Raw genomic sequence first — 12860 nt, 5'->3', positions numbered from 1 at the left:
GACGATATCGTCAGGCAACCTTACCATGCAAGATAATGCTGGTAGGGAGAAGCGCCTTGGAAACACGTCTGACGGCCGCCGTGCTCATCGTAGGCGGGGGCCCATGCGGGCTGATGCTGGCTAACGAACTCGGCCGCCGCGGCGTGTCCGCGATCCTGGTCGATGAAAAGCCGGGTACGGCGTTCAATCCGCAAGCCAATGCGACGCAGGCGCGCTCGATGGAGCATTATCGGCGGCTGGGTTTTGCCGACGAGATCAGGCGCGAAGGCCTGCCGGCCGATTATCCGACCGACGTCGCGTATTTCACCCGCTACACCGGCTATGAACTGGCGCGGTTTGCATTGCCGTCGTCCTCGCGCGCGAGCGAACTCGTCAAGGGCCTGTCCGGCTCCTGGAGCGCCGCGGAGCTGCCGCATCGCGTCTCGCAGAAATATGTCGAGGCGGTGCTGCGCCGGCACGCCGAACGGCTTCCCGGAATCCAGCTCAACTACGGTCATCGCCTCATCGGCTACGCCGAGAGCGACGACGGCGTCGTCGGCGAGATCGAATGTCTCGATGATAACAGCCGCTTTCAGGTTCGGGCCGACTTCCTGGTCGGCGCGGACGGGCCGCGCTCGCAGGTCCGGCAATCGCTCGGCATCGTCTATGGCGGCGAGACCGGGACGCAGCGCGACTTCATGGGGGGCCGCATGCTGGCGGTCTATGTCCGTTCGCCGGAGTTCTACGCCGGCATCCCGCATGCCAAAGCGTGGATGTATAATTGCTTCAACGGCGACCGCCGCGCCTTCATGGCCTCCGTGAACGGGCGCGACGAATTCGCGTTCCACACCCAGCTCCGGCCGGGCGAAGACGAGAGCGCGATCACGGTCAACGAGGCCAAGGCGGCGTTCCAGCGCGCCTGCGGCGCGCCGATCGCATGCGAGGTGTTGTCGTTCCTGACCTGGACCGCCGGCCACGCGCTGGTCGCGAATGCGATGCAGCGGGGCAGGGTGTTCCTTGGCGGCGATGCGGCGCATCTGTTCACGCCGACTGGAGGCCTCGGCTACAACACCGCGATCGAGGATGCGGTCAATCTCGGTTGGAAGCTCGCAAGCGTCGTCAAGGGCGTGAGCCCGGCCGCGCTGCTCGACAGCTACGAGGTCGAGCGGCGTCCGGTGGCGCTTCGCAACACCGACTATGCGCGCCGCTTCGCCGACTCCCTCGGCCTGTTCGCGCCCGCGCCGGAGATCGAGGACGCCACTGACGCCGGCGGCGAGGCGCGGCGGATCGCGGGCGTCTATCTCGAGCAGCACGCCCGCGCCGAGTTCAACATCCCCGGCATCACCTTCGGCGGACGTTACGACGGTTCGCCGATCATCGTCTCCGACGGCAGCCAGCCGCCGCCGGACGCCGCGAATGTCTACGTTCCGAGCGCCTGTCCCGGCGGCCGCGCACCGCATGTGTGGCTGGACGACGGCGTGTCCTTGTACGACCTGTTCGGTTTCGAGTGGACGCTGCTCCAGTTCGGCGACGTCACGTCCAGCCATGCTCCGCTCGGCGAGACGGCCCGCGCGCTCGGCGTCGACGTCAAGCTCGTCACGCTGCCGAAGTCGCTGCGCGATCTCTACGAGGCGGACCTCGCTCTGATCCGACCAGACCAGATCGTGGCCTGGCGCGGCAGCGCGTCACAGGCCGGGACGATCGGACGCGTTCTTGCCCGCGCGCTCGGGCACGGCGCGGGCGATGGCGCGCGGCTGGCAAGCTGATCTGTTCCCGCGGCCACATCCAACCCGTGGCCGCACGGCAATAACAACAAACGCAATAACAACAAGCAACGACAACGGAGGAGGAAAACGTGACCACAGGAGCATTCGAGGACTACGACGAACATGCCGCCACCGCTGCCGCTACCGCGCAGACGGCGAGCGGCCGCTGGCGCATTCTGATCGCCGGCACCATCGGCACGGCGATCGAATGGTACGACTTCTTCATCTACGGACTGATCGCGCCGCTGGTGTTCGATCAGTTGTTCTTCCCGAAATTCGATCAGCTCACGGCGACCATCGCTGTCTTCGCGACGTTCGCCGTCGGATTTCTGGCGCGTCCGCTCGGCGGCATCGTGTTCGGACATTTCGGCGATCGCCTGGGCCGCAAATCCGTCCTGCTGTGCACGCTGCTCATGATGGGACTTGCGACCATGTCGATCGGACTGTTGCCGACCTACGCCAGCGCGGGCGTGGCCGCGACGATCGCGCTCGTCGTGCTGCGCTTCCTCCAGGGCTTTGCGCTCGGCGGGGAATCGACCGCGGCGATCCTCATGGCAATCGAGACGGCGCCCGGCAACCGACGCGGCTTATCTGCCGCGGTGATCCAGGCCGCGGGACCCGTCGGCGTCGTGCTGGCCTCGTTCGCGGCGCTGGCGATCTCGCGGCTGCCGGAGGCGGATCTGCTGTCCTGGGGCTGGCGCGTTCCGTTCCTGATCAGCGCGGTGCTGGTCGCGCTCGGCGTCTAGATGCGCCTGCGCATCGAGGAGAGCGCGACCTTCCGCGAGGCGAGGCCGGCTGAAACCGTGCCTGTCGTCGAGGCGGTGAAGGGACATTGGCGGCCGATCCTCATCGTGTTCTTCGCCGAGATGGCGCAGACGTCCTACTTCTACCTGACGGCCATCTTCACCATCTCGTTTGCGACGCGCCAGCTCGGCGTTCCGAAGGACGTGATCACGCAGGCCGTGCTGTTCGCCAATCTCGTCGGGCTCGTGGCCATGCCCCTGATCGGGGCCTGGTCCGACCGGATCGGACGCAAACGCCTGTTCCTTGCCGGCGTTGCGCTCGCAACCATCTCGATGTTTGCATTCTACGGTGCGATCGCGAGCCGTGACACGCTGCTGGTGACCTGTGCGGTGATATTGGCCGCAGGCGTAATCCATCCCCTGATGTTCGGCACCGAAGGGAGCTATTTCCCGGAGCTGTTTCCGACCCGCATCCGCTTCACCGGCGTGTCGATCGGAAAGCAGCTCGGCACGGTGCTCGGCGGCGGCATCGCGCCGCTCGTCGCCACCAGCCTGTTCGCGCAGACGGGCTCCACCTACGCGATCACGGGATACTACGTCGCGCTCGCGCTGGCAGCGATGATCGCGCTCGGCTTCGCGCACGAAACCAGCAAATCGCGGCTGCTCGGCTGAGCCCAGCCACAAACATCAGGGAGGTTCTCATGGACGTCAATCTTCTCATCAACGGTCAGGATCAGGCCGCTTCGACCGGCAAGGTATTCGAGCGGCGCAATCCGCTCTCGCAGGAGGTCGCGAGCCGCGCGGCCGCCGCGACGGTTTCCGACGCCGACGCGGCGGTGGCGGCGGCATCCGCCGCGCTCGCCGCGTGGTCGGCGCTCGGGCCGAACGCGCGGCGCGCTCTGCTCTTGAAGGCCGCCGATGCGCTTGAGGCAAAGCGCGACGCCTTCATCCGGATCATGATGGCCGAGATCGGCACCACCGAAGTCTGGTCGGCCTTCAACGTCAAGCTCGCAACCGGCATGCTGCGCGAGGCGGCGTCGCTGACCACGCAGGTCGCGGGCGAGGTGATCCCGTCCGACAAGCCGGGATGTCTGGCGATGGCCGTCCGCCAGCCGGCCGGCGTGTGCCTCGGCATCGCGCCCTGGAACGCTCCGATCATTCTCGGCGTTCGCGCCGTGGCGACGCCGCTCGCCTGCGGCAACACGGTGGTGCTCAAGGCCTCCGAGATCTGTCCGGGAACGCACCGGCTGATCGGGGAGGTGTTCAGGGACGCGGGATTTCCGCCCGGCGTCGTGAACGTATTGACCAATGCGCCGGCCGATGCGCCGGCGGTGGTGGAACGTCTCATTGCAAATCCGGCGGTGCGGCGGATCAATTTCACCGGCTCGACTCGCGTCGGCCGCGTCATCGCCGAGCTCGCCGGCCGCCACCTCAAGCCGGTGCTGCTCGAGCTCGGCGGCAAGGCGCCACTGGTCGTGCTCGACGATGCCGACCTCGATGCCGCGGTCGCCGCCGTGGCGTTCGGGGCCTTCATCAACCAGGGCCAGGTCTGCATGTCGACCGAGCGCGTGATCGTGGATGAGAGCGTGGCCGATCAGTTCGCCGCTAAGCTTGCCAAGAAAGCCGGTGCGCTTCCGGCCGGCGACCCGCGCTCCGGGCCGGTGGTGATCGGTTCGATGATCGACGAGGCGCCGGCCAGGCATGTCGTTGCGCTGATCGATGACGCGATCGGCAGGGGCGCCGTCAAGCTTGCGGGTGGAGAGCGGGCCGGAACGGTCGTGCCCGCGACCGTGCTCGACCGCGTCGTCCCGGGCATGCGCATCTACAGCGAGGAGAGTTTTGGTCCCGTCGTGTCGGTGATCCGCGCGCGCGGCGTGGATGATGCGGTCCGCCTCGCCAACGATACCGAGTACGGTCTTTCGGCCGCCGTGTTCGGCCGCGACGTCGCGCGGGCGCTGACGGTGGCCCAGCGCATCGAAAGCGGCATTTGCCACGTCAACGGACCGACCGTGCACGACGAGGCGCAGATGCCGTTTGGCGGTGTGAAGGGATCGGGCTACGGCCGTTTCGGCGGTCAGGCCGGGATCGCCGAATTCACCGATCTGCGCTGGATCACGATCGAGACCCAGCCTCAGCACTATCCCTTCTGATCGCGTCACCACACGGCGAAGCATGCCGGGAAATCAACCCATGAACTCAAAAGTCCTGACGGTCCGGGAAGCAACCCTCGGCGTGCTTCGTTCCTTCGGTGTCGATCGTGTGTTCGGCAATCCGGGCTCGACCGAGCTCGCCTTTCTCGGCGACTGGCCCGACGACATCGATTACGTGCTCGGCCTGCAGGAAGGCTGCGTCGTCGGCATGGCCGACGGCTATGCGCAGGCGACCGGGCGTCCGGCCTTCGTCAACCTGCACTCGGCGGCCGGGCTCGGCCACGCCCTCGGCAATCTCTTCACCGCGTTCCGCAACAAGACGCCGATGGTCGTCACGGCGGGCCAGCAGGCGCGCAGCCTGCTGCGGATGCGGCCTTATCTCTTCGCGGAGGATGCCGAGCAGTTTCCGAGGCCCTATGTGAAGTGGAGTTCGGAACCTGCGCGGGCGGAAGATGTGCCCGCGGCCATTGCGCAGGCCTTCCTCACCGCCATGCAGCATCCGCGCGGCCCGACATTCGTGTCGGTGCCGTCGGATGATTGGGCGCGGGCGGCCGTCGCGCCGCCGGTGCGCCACATCGCAACGGAGTTTGCGCCCGATCCGGCGGCGATCGTCCGGCTCGGCGCAGCCATCGCAGCGGCCAGCAAGCCTGCCTTTGTCGTCGGACCCGAGATCGATCGCAACGGCTGCGTCGATGCCATGGTCGCGGTCGCCGAACAGGCGAGGGCGGCGGTTTGGGCAAGCCCGATGTCGAGCCGTTCGAGCTTTCCGGAATTGCATCCGCAATTCGCAGGCTTCCTTCCGGCAGCGCCCGGAGGGCTCGCGCGCGCCTTGCGCGGCGTCGATCTGATCGTCGTGGTCGGAGCGCCGGTGTTCACCTTCCACGTCGAAGGACAATGCGAATTGCTCGACGACGGAACGCCGGTCTGGCAGATCACCGACGATCCGGCCGAGGCCGCGGCCGCGGCGGTCGGTGACACCATCATCAGCACGCTCCCGAAGGCGCTCGTCGCGCTTCGTTCGGCGCTGCCCGACATCGCCAAGCGCGAGGGGCCGGCCGCGCGGACCCGGCCTGCCGTTCCCGCCGCGCAAAATCCGATTCCTCCGGCCTATGCGCTGAGCCGGCTGTCGGCGCTGATGCCGCGCGATGCGATCGTGGTCGAGGAGGCGCCGTCGCATCGTCCCGCCATCCAGCAGTTCCTGCCGCGGCCGGGCGCGGACAGCTTCTACACCATGGCAAGCGGCGGGCTCGGCTACAGCCTGCCGGCCTCCATTGGCGTGGCGCTGGCGCGGCCGGGCCGTCGCATCGTCGCACTGATCGGCGATGTACTGCATCCAGGCGATCTGGACTGCGGCGCAGCGTCGCCTGCCGATCACTTTCGTGATCATGAACAATTCCGGCTATGGCGCGATGCGGGCCTTCAGCCAGCTGATGCAGGCGCATCGTCCGCCTGGAATCGACCTGCCCGGGCTCGACTTCGTTGCGCTCGCCAGGGGGCACGGTTGCCCGGGCCGCCGCATAACCGACGTCGCCGATCTCGACCGCTGTCTCGCCGAAGCATTGGCCTCGGGCGGCCCCGCGCTGGTCGACATCGCCGTCGACGACGCCACGACGGACCTGTTCAACCATCCGCGCTAGATTTGTTCGGCGATGAAACCCCCTTTCGCGTCAGCGCGCGCCGGGTCCTTCAGCATCGGCGTCCTGCGAACCTTAAGAGCTCGTGGAGCTGCGGATCGCTTCGCCGGCACCGATCACCTGCGATCGCAGGCGACGGTCGGCGGAACGCGCGACCAGACAATACAAGACCAGCGCGAGGAGCGACGACGCTGCCATGACCGCCGTCATCGAGAGCGCAGTCCGTCCGTCGAAGCGAACCGCCACCAGCCCGCTCGATATGGCGCCGGCGATCAGTTGAGTGCTCCCGGCAGCCGCGCTGACGGCGCCGGCCGATCCTGCGGTCGATCATGCCGATGAGAAGCGGCCCCACGATCATCGCCAGCGTGAAAGCACCGAGCTGGTTGCCGGCCTCGACCCGCGTCAGTCCCTTGATCTCCATCAGCCATGGTCCGCCCCACAGGCCGCGCAGCACCAGCGAACTCGCCAGCGACACCAGCGCCAGCGCGATCAGGCCGCGCAGCGGCCGCGACAGGCCGAGCCTGAGCACCTCGATCATCTGCGCCATCGGCGAGGAATGGTCCTTGTGCTCGGCCGGCTGGTTCGGCACCAGCGCGAACACTGCGAGCGCCACCACGACGCCGCCAGCTGCGGAGATCCAGAACCCGGCACGCCAGCCCCAGGTGTCGACCACGAAGGCGAGCGGGCTCGACGACAGCAGCATGCCGATATTGCCGATCGAGAGGATCGCGCCCGACCACAGTCCAAATCGCGCCGCCGACAATTGCTTGGCCGCGAGCGTCATCGGGCACATCAGCATGCCCGAGGTGGCGACGCCGAGCATGAGCTGGCCGACCGCAAAGCTCTCGGGGCCTGTCGCAAAGCCCGACGCGACCGCACCGAACACGGTTCCCGCCAGCAGGGCAAGCGACACCGGCCGCACGCCGAAGCGATCCATCGCCGCGCCGACCGGAATCTGCGCGGCGGCAAAGGCGAAATGATAGACCGAGGTCAGGCTCGCCAGCGCCTGCGGCTCGATATGGAAGTCCGCCGCCATCAGGTCGAGGCTGATGGCCGGAATGGTGCGCAGCAAGGTCGAAAGCATATGACCGCATGCTAGCGCGACCAGCGCGAAGATCAGCGCGCGGGTGGCGCTTCCCGCGTCGTCAGTGGCAGCGGTCCCCATGAGTGTCCCGTCCCGTGAAGGTTTTGGCTGGGGTACATGATTGACGGGACGGTGCCAATGGGGGAAGGGCAGGCCCGGCTATTCGAGATTGTGGCGTCCGAACTTTCAGCTCGTCGGGTGGGTCGAGCAACACGAAACCCCTCAACCCGATTGCAACGAAGATGAGTCTCGCGAAGAGCTCGGCCCATCCAACGAGCTTAGTCGTCGCTGTCAGGCGCTTGTAACGCCATCTCGGGACCTTGGCCCCTTATAGGCTGTGGTGCCACGCTTCGAGATACAACGGAGACCTGCGCACCTCTTCAACAGTGCTCCTCGATAGGCCCAAGTCGGCGAGCAGCCGATCATCGAGTTCGAGAAGTTCCCCGTACTGGCGCCGTCGTTCCCACGCGCACACCATTCCAGCCAGCCACACAAGTGGAAGCTTCCACCATCGCAGGTCGGGAAGAGGCAGTGAGGGCGGGTTGATGATGTAAGCGGAATTGGAAGTAGTGCTGCCGCAAGACATGTTTCACCTCCATATTGGAGCGAAACAACACTTGGCTGCGGGAGCTCATCGGGCGGTTGTCAATGTCCCAAGCGATCTATGTATCACACGCTCCGTGGGTGCTCAAGCGATAGTCAGTGAATATGAACTCAGTCATCCGCAGCAGCGGTTGGGGAAGGGCAGGCCCCTTATTCCGGATTGTGACCTTGCGATCCGGTCCTAGAGGTTCTTGATGATCGAGACGAAAGTCGGCGGCGCCTTGGTGGACGTGCCGGTCGAAAGACCGCCTCCGGCTTCGAATGCGCTTTCCGCGATCTCGTAGCCGAGCATGCGGTAGCTCTCGAATTGCGACTCCGTGAAGAATTGATTCAACGTCGTCTCGTGCGGAAAGGTCGGGTGGGATATCGCGTAGCTCAGGACGCCCATGGGCTCCGTGCCGTGCAGGCCCGACCTGAAGTACAACAGCAGTCCGTTTTGCGACGTGCCGCCGTCGGCCTCGCCATAGAGAATATCGCCGACCGCCCAGTAAGGCGCTTTCGTTGCAGGGCTTGGCCGTTCCGTGAAGCGCTTCTTGAGCAGGTCCAGGCCCCGCAGGTCGATGCGCACGCCGAGATCGATCCAGATCTTGCGCAGCGCGTTGCCGAGATCCTCGAAGGAATAATCGGGGTCGCAGCCGGCGTCGCTGACAACGATCACGCGGCAGCGCCGGCGGACCATCTCGTAGAGGCCGAGGTTCTCGAAGTGCCCGCCGTCGGTCAGGTAGACCCAGCGCTCGGTCTCGCTGGTCAGGCCGAACATCTCCATGAAGAACGGCCGGAGCGCATCTGTCGGCTTGACCTCCGCGTAGTAGGCATTGTCGCCGCGCGGGTTGGCCAGCCACCAGCCGAGGCGCACGTTGAACAGCGCCATCAGGAAAGCGACGCCGGGCGAGGAGTTGTAGCCCATGCTCGGACTGACGGCCGCGCCTGAAATCGCCATGGCGGTCCCAAGGGTGAGCATTCCGCCGTAGGGCCGGGGCTGCTTGGTCGTCGCGTAGGTCGTCCGGTAGGCACCGTCCGAAAATACGGCGCTGCCGCTGCCGCAATGGAGCGGCGAGAACGTGAAGGGCGCCGCCATCCGTTCTTGCCAAGCCAGATTCCTGGACGACACGAGGTTGAGTGCCGCGCCGATGACGTGGAACGGCTTCCAATTGGCCCCCGTCGGTGCGACGCCATGCTCCCAGAGTTCATACAGATACGGGCTGTCGCGGCCGTCGAAATCCGTAAAGGCATTCTTGGTCTTGTCACGGTCCTTCTCTTTGCGCGACGCACCGAGAAAGGCGCGAACCAGTCGGTTCCGGTAGAGGCTGTGGAGCGAATAGCGGTTGATGCTGAGGACATGCGAGGCTGCATAGATCAGCACGCCGAGCGCGACGCCGGCTATGAGGACGACTTTCCAGGGTAGATGATCGGCGCCAGCCGCGAGTGTGAACGCCCTGTCCCAGGCGATGGACAGTAGAGCGACCAGGACCGACGCGAAAATTCCCGCCGCGATCGCCGCAATCGTGTTGAGCCCGAGATATTGGCGAACGCCCGACGCCTGCTCGGCGGCGGCCCTGGTCTTCGAGCTCGCTCCCAGGATGACGGAAAGCAGGCCTGAAAGACCTCCCCCGGTCGCAAGCGAGGGGACGAACGCGCTGCCAAGCTGACTCTCGATCCATCTTGCGGCCGGTGGCGTGCCAAGCACGAGCCCGAACCACAGCAGCCAGCCGAGATAGGCCAGCGTGAAGAGTCCGCTCGACCGCGCCTGGAATTCGAGCCCGACGTCCACCTCGGACAGGAATTCGGCAAACGAGATGTAGATCACGTCGGCGACGATCCGCGCCATGACGATCCAGGGCAGGCCGAGGACGCAGGCAAAACCCGCCGTCGTGGCAACGGAACCCGATGGGCCGTAATGCCAAAGCAAGACCAGTCCCGCGGCACCCAGCACGCCAAAAGCGGCGCCGGCGACGCACCAGGCGAAGAGATCGATCCATGGATGCTTGGGACGAGCCGCGAGCGGTGGGCGGGCCGACTTTCCAAAGACCAGGGTCCACAGGCGCGCCAGCACCCAGGAGGCAAGAAAGAATAGAACGCCAAGGATGGCGCCGCGAAGCACCACGACGGGGTAAAATTGAGCTTTTTCGACCTGCTTGTCGACTTTGAACCCGACGGCCGTGGTCACGTCCGTGAGCATCGACAGACCGTATTGGCTTCGCAACACGAAAACCAGCAATGCAGCACCGACAAGGAAGGGCATGAGATCGCAAACGAGAAACCGGGGTTGCGAGACATTGATGCATCCGCGGCCGGGACGGTTCGCGACGGAGAACGACAAGGACGCCAGAAAGCAGAGGGTTGGTATGAACATGACAACCAGGAACCAGGCCGACGTATTCTCGCGTCTGATGCTGTCGGCATCGATGACCGCAAAGTAGAGTGCGTTGGTGATGAGCACCGCAAGGATCATCGGAGGAACGAGCAGGACCCAGTTCAGGAACAGGTTGCGCAGGACACCGGCAACGTCGCTCCACAGGTCGGGAGAAATCGGCGAAAAGCTGGGGGCGAGAAAGTGCGAGTTGCGCCGGAGGTTGGAAACCGGCTCGGCTTCTTCGTGATCGCCGAGTTGACCGACGCTGTCTCGCCGATTGAGCGCCGAAACCACCGTGCCTGGACTGGAGCGCCGCTCGCGCTCCTGATGGAGCCAGGCTGATAGCCAACTGCCGATATAACCGCCGCCCGACACGGTCGACAGATACTCGAACTCCGTCAGGGCCGAGCCGGTCTTCCCGCCCTGGCGCTTCGACGTGACCTCCAGGGCCGCAAGTCGTTGCAGAATGCCGAGCGCAAACGCCGCGCTGCGAATTCCTCCGCCGGAAAGGCACAGGGCCCATCGGTCGTCCGCGTTCAACGCCTGGTAGACGTCGAGGAGTTTTCCCGGGACCGGGTCCGTCGGCGATGGTCTGGGCAGTGTTTGGGAGGGCTGCTGCGCAGGTTGCGGCGATGTCGCGGACGGCGGTTGGGTTGGTGTCTGCGAAGCGCCGGATGCCGGCTGCGCTGGTGTCCGCGAGATGTCGGGATCTTTTGGTGCGAATTCCAGGCGAACGCCCGCGAGCGCCCGCCGCTCCTCCCAAAGGACCTGTGAAAGGTTCAATGCCCCATGACGCCTCTCCCCCTGTTTCACTGAGATCGGCCCAAGCGGCCTGTTCAGTGTCTCCGCTGGGTCAGTTCTGGTCGGCGGGCGGAGCGTAGGCTTGACCGGAGCAAGCTAGCGGCACCGGCGACAGCAAGCGTGTGAAGCAATTCACAAACACGTAGAAATTGTCATGGCAACCGCGTGGAAGCGGTCGTGACGCTAGGCACGTTGTCCATCAAAACGAGTCTGACGCCGCTGCCTGAGACGATGAACCAGGCCGGCCGTCAGGACGTTGTTCGCGGCAAGATGTGGTATCATGGGGACCTGGATCTGCAGCTGGCGGCGGCAATGTCTTCCACCGAGAGTGCAAGCAAGACGACCAGTGAGGCGGCCCGCCGGGAGCGGAGGAGGAGCAATTCCTTACTGTTCGCTCTCGCCGTTGGATTTCTTGTCTTCGGTGCGGCCGCGGGTGCGCTCTATTACGCATTGCGGCCGGAGGTTCTGCGGATCGCCGTTGGACCGCCCGGCAGCGACGATTACAAAGTCGTCGAGGCAATGGCCGATGCCTTCAGGAGGGAAAGTCGAACCGTCAGGCTGTCCCCGGTCAAGACTGACGGGGCGGTGGAGTCACTCGCCCTGCTTGGGGCAGGCAAGGCGGACCTTGCCGTCAGCCGCGGTGATCTGGAAATGCCCGCCGAGGCGCAGACCGTCGCCGTCGTGCGCAAAAACTTCGTTGTGCTGTGGGCGCCCTCCGAGCCTGCTGGCAAGGGCGCGAAAAGAAAGCGGTCGCCGAAAATCAAGGAGGTCGCCGATCTCGCAGGGCACCGTGTCGGCGTGATTGGGCGGACCCCCGTGAATGCCGCGTTGCTGCGGGTCATCCTGAGCGCCTCCGGCGTGGACGCCGAGAAAGTCGCGGTGACGCACTTTGGCACTGAACAGATCGGGGAGCTGGCGCGCGATCCCGCCCTCGATGCATTCATGGCAGTCGGGCCACTCGACAGCAAGATCACATCCGACGCCGTTGCTGCTACGGCGCGGGCCCGCGGTGAACCGAAATTTCTCGCCATCGAGACATCGGAAGCGATCGCCTTGAGGCATCCCCGGTATGAATCGGAGGAAATTCCGCCCAGCGTCTTCAATGCGGATCCGGCTTGGCCGGGTGACAAGGTCGAGACGGTCAGCGTCAGCCACCTCATCGTGGCCAGAAAGAGCATGTCCGAAACCACGGTAGCCGCGTTTTTCCGGCAGCTCTTTGCCGTCCGTCAGGCGATTGCGCGGCAGGTACCTGGCGCTGCTCACATCAGCAAGCCGGACCTCGAGAAGGATACCGAGCTGCCGGTCCATCGGGGAGCGGCGGCCGTCATCGACGGCAACGAACGCACCTTTCTCGACCGGTACGGCGATTACTTCTGGTTCGGGCTCCTGCTTCTCTCCGGGATCGGCTCGGCCGGCGCCTGGTTGCGCCGCTATTTGAACCGCGAGGAAAGGGAGGACAACACCAGCCATCGCAAGAGAATCCTGGCCATGGTCGCGAGCGCGCGGACCGCGGAATCCAACCAGGAACTGCTGACCCTGCAGCGTGAGGCGGACGCCATCATCGCTGAAACCCTCGAGTGCTACGATGACGGCGCTGTCGAGGAAGAGGAACTCGCCGCATTCGGGCTGGTGCTCGATCTCTTGAGCAACGCCATTGCCGAGCGGCGAGCCGCGTTGCAACGAACCAGCTTCGAAACCGTTCGAGGCGCGACAGCAGGCTCCACGCTGCGAGGATAAGGGCGGCCAT

8 protein-coding genes and 1 pseudogene are annotated in these 12860 nt (G+C 65.5%); 6 read left to right on the top strand and 3 right to left on the bottom strand.

Translation table 11 applies throughout. The annotated features are described in order from the left end of the window. The first annotated feature begins 35 nt into the window (after positions 1 to 35). From ACFLEY_RS33930 to mdlC, 5 genes and pseudogenes are all read left to right on the top strand, one after another. Positions 36 to 1745 (top strand): FAD-dependent oxidoreductase, encoded by a 1710-nt coding sequence (locus tag ACFLEY_RS33930; RefSeq protein WP_060910952.1) that lies wholly within the window; start codon positions 36 to 38, stop codon positions 1743 to 1745. An 89-nt stretch (positions 1746 to 1834) separates the two neighbouring features. Further along, positions 1835 to 2491 carry an MFS transporter gene (locus ACFLEY_RS33925; protein WP_309142129.1) on the top strand — a complete coding sequence of 219 codons (657 nt, stop codon included), beginning with the start codon at positions 1835 to 1837 and terminating at the stop codon, positions 2489 to 2491. Beyond that, positions 2492 to 3160: an MFS transporter gene (locus ACFLEY_RS33920; RefSeq protein ID WP_249163321.1), complete on the top strand. Its 669-nt coding sequence runs from the start codon at positions 2492 to 2494 to the stop codon at positions 3158 to 3160. It begins immediately after the preceding gene. Between the two features lie 29 nt (positions 3161 to 3189). Continuing rightward, positions 3190 to 4638: an aldehyde dehydrogenase gene (locus ACFLEY_RS33915; RefSeq protein WP_060910953.1), complete on the top strand. Its 1449-nt coding sequence runs from the start codon at positions 3190 to 3192 to the stop codon at positions 4636 to 4638. A 22-nt stretch (positions 4639 to 4660) separates the two neighbouring features. After that, positions 4661 to 6275 (top strand): annotated as a pseudogene (gene mdlC, locus ACFLEY_RS33910) (benzoylformate decarboxylase). Between the two features lie 49 nt (positions 6276 to 6324). On the opposite strand, the gene ACFLEY_RS33905 reads toward mdlC, so the two are convergent. From ACFLEY_RS33905 to ACFLEY_RS33895, 3 genes are all read right to left on the bottom strand, one after another. Continuing rightward, on the bottom strand, positions 6325 to 7437 hold the full coding sequence (locus ACFLEY_RS33905) for an MFS transporter (protein ID WP_249163322.1): 1113 nt from the start codon (positions 7435 to 7437) through the stop codon (positions 6325 to 6327). A 247-nt stretch (positions 7438 to 7684) separates the two neighbouring features. Beyond that, positions 7685 to 7834 (bottom strand): DUF1127 domain-containing protein, encoded by a 150-nt coding sequence (locus ACFLEY_RS33900; RefSeq protein ID WP_249163325.1) that lies wholly within the window; start codon positions 7832 to 7834, stop codon positions 7685 to 7687. A gap of 306 nt (positions 7835 to 8140) precedes the next feature. Then, positions 8141 to 10852 (bottom strand): patatin-like phospholipase family protein, encoded by a 2712-nt coding sequence (locus tag ACFLEY_RS33895; protein WP_249163323.1) that lies wholly within the window; start codon positions 10850 to 10852, stop codon positions 8141 to 8143. Positions 10853 to 11425: 573 nt separating this feature from the next. Between ACFLEY_RS33895 and ACFLEY_RS33890 the strand changes: the two genes are divergently transcribed. Continuing rightward, a complete protein-coding gene (locus ACFLEY_RS33890) occupies positions 11426 to 12850 on the top strand; it encodes a TAXI family TRAP transporter solute-binding subunit (protein WP_060912972.1) in 1425 nt (474 codons plus the stop codon). Positions 12851 to 12860 lie beyond the last annotated feature (10 nt).

It is taken from the genome of Bradyrhizobium sp. YCK136 (genome assembly GCF_044570075.1).
GTDB classification, from domain to species: domain Bacteria; phylum Pseudomonadota; class Alphaproteobacteria; order Rhizobiales; family Xanthobacteraceae; genus Bradyrhizobium; species Bradyrhizobium diazoefficiens.
This window is presented reverse-complemented; position numbering and strand designations above follow the sequence as displayed.

Bases quoted from the DNA above. Each gene is read 5' to 3' on its own strand.
- ACFLEY_RS33905 (WP_249163322.1), bottom strand. From the start codon at position 7,437: ATGGGGACCGCTGCCACTGACGACGCGGGAAGCGCCACCCGCGCGCTG.
- ACFLEY_RS33920 (WP_249163321.1), top strand. From the start codon at position 2,492: ATGCGCCTGCGCATCGAGGAGAGCGCGACCTTCCGCGAGGCGAGGCCG.
- ACFLEY_RS33890 (WP_060912972.1), top strand. From the start codon at position 11,426: ATGTCTTCCACCGAGAGTGCAAGCAAGACGACCAGTGAGGCGGCCCGC.
- ACFLEY_RS33900 (WP_249163325.1), bottom strand. From the start codon at position 7,834: ATGGTGTGCGCGTGGGAACGACGGCGCCAGTACGGGGAACTTCTCGAA.
- ACFLEY_RS33915 (WP_060910953.1), top strand. From the start codon at position 3,190: ATGGACGTCAATCTTCTCATCAACGGTCAGGATCAGGCCGCTTCGACC.
- ACFLEY_RS33930 (WP_060910952.1), top strand. From the start codon at position 36: ATGCTGGTAGGGAGAAGCGCCTTGGAAACACGTCTGACGGCCGCCGTG.